Below are 2,171 nucleotides of genomic sequence, written 5' to 3'. Positions count from 1 at the left end.
TTGCTATCTGTGACGATTTATATAAAGTTTCTTAAAAGTAAAACCACTCTCTAATTTATAGAAAGTGGTTTATATTATATTAGTATTAGTCGCTTACTCGTTACGGGCACGGAAAACATTTCCGCGCTATCGATGTGAGTGACATATCCGCGCCATCGGGAAACATTTCCGCGCTATCGTTGCGTGTTACATATCCGCGCTATCATTATACGTGCGTTGGCGCAGATTTGTAATCTGTGACATCTTATGCTATTGTACAGTTAGTAATAAAGTAAAACCACTCTCTAATTTATAGAAAGTGGTTTATATTATATTAGTATTAGTCGCTTACTCGTTACGGGCACGGAAAACATTTCCGCGCTATCGATGTGAGTGACATATCCGTGACATCGGGTCGCTTACTCGTTACGGGCACGGAAAACATTTCCGCGCTATCATTATACGTGCGTTGGCGCAGATTTGTAATCTGTGACATCTTATGCTATTGTACAGTTAGTAATAAAGTAAAACCACCTCCTAATTTATAGAAAGTGGTTTATATTATATTAGTATTAGTTGCTTACTCGTTACGGGCACGGAAAACATTTCCGCGCTATCGATGTGAGTGACATATCCGCGCCATCGGGAAACATTTCCGCGCTATCGTTGCGTGTTACATATCCGCGCCATCGGGGTTATCACTACTCCAAATATCACTATCCCAAAAACGCTTATCATCAACATTGTAAGTAGCTTTATTATTATCTCGATGATTTAAACAGTCATTCATTAACGCTATTGAGCTTTCTTCATAAGTCCTAGAGTTTGTAAATGAATTCCTAGAGAATGATGAAATTATTATAATTTCACTCTCTCTATTTCTTTTTGCAATAAAACTATTTCCATTAAAATGTGTTCCTTCGTATGGCAAATTACCTGATTTTTCCCAACTATAAGCCTCGTCTTTTGACACTCCTTTATATAGCTTTAGATTTTCATTTTCAACTATAACTAAAAAAACTAACTTACTTAAATCAGGATTATAAAAAATGCTATCTATATAAATTTTAGTCAAACTATCATTAATATATTCTAATTTTCCATTTACCTTAATAGAATTATAATATGGATGCTGATGATTTTTTATCTTATCTCTTATTGTAACCACCAAGTCTAAACTGTCTTTAGAATATTGTTCTTCAGAAACATTTACAATTGATTTATATTCTTTTGATGTGTAATTATTACTTCTAAATTCTAGCCAGCCGAAGATGTACTTAAAATAAAGAAACGCTATAAATATAATAACTATTATTATGCTTATCAATATGGGTTTTCTTTTCATTGCCTATTGTTTTACCCAATTTTTTCCATCCCACTTATATGTACCTTCTGACATGTTACTAATATCGTTAAAAAAAGTCATTATTGAATGGTCTGTACTATTACCTGTGTTGGTCTGTACATCTACTTTACCATTCTCATCCTGATTAGCTAACCATCCCAAACCCAAAATATTCCAAAAACCTTGATGTTTAAATTGAAAAGTAGGGGTTTCTCCATCTGCTGTTAAAGAACCAGCTTGGTGAGGGTCAAAATCATAGACTGAAAACTTTATTTGTGATTGTTGTTCTTTAGGTAGTGTTTTAACATACTCCTTCAATGCTTTAATAAACCCTTTACCGTAAGCACCTCCCATACTATGAGTTATTATTTTTATAGTTTCTATGATTTCTCCAGAAGTTTTGTCTCTAGTTAAATTCGCAATTATACTTTTTGCTTCTTTTTTACCCCTTGAGTAACCTGCATCAACTCTGTTTTTAGCACTAAGGTTAGAGGTTACTAAACCTCTTGTAGAAAGGACAGTATTTAAAGCACCTCCCATAGAACCATCTAAATACATAGAGTTACTATCTCCAAAACGATTCATTACAGATGTGTCAAATGCTGCTGTTTCTTTCATATAAGTTCCATATGTATGCCATGAAAAACCTGCAAAACTTTTTGTCCCAGACATATAGTTAACTTTCTGATAAGACCTCCAATATTCGGCCTTTCCTCCACTTCCTCCGTGCATACCATTTATGAATATAACAATATTTCCATCAGGATCAGTAGCTTGAATAGGAGTATTTAAAGCATACACATAAGTAGAATTACTAAAATATAGTTCGCTTAAATTATCTGTAACA

2 protein-coding genes are annotated in these 2,171 nt (G+C 33.7%); both read right to left on the bottom strand.

All coding sequences use genetic code 11. The annotated features are described in order from the left end of the window. Positions 1 to 652: 652 nt before the first annotated feature. Positions 653 to 1,324 (bottom strand): hypothetical protein, encoded by a 672-nt coding sequence (locus EC396_RS12420; protein WP_129366962.1) that lies wholly within the window; start codon positions 1,322 to 1,324, stop codon positions 653 to 655. Positions 1,325 to 1,327: 3 nt separating this feature from the next. Further along, positions 1,328 to 2,171 (bottom strand): hypothetical protein (locus EC396_RS17905; RefSeq protein ID WP_205757958.1); only part of this gene is annotated, 844 nt, incomplete at its 5' end.

The sequence above is a fragment of the Lutibacter sp. HS1-25 genome (genome assembly GCF_004121075.1).
Classification (GTDB): Bacteria; Bacteroidota; Bacteroidia; order Flavobacteriales; family Flavobacteriaceae; genus Lutibacter.
This window is presented reverse-complemented; position numbering and strand designations above follow the sequence as displayed.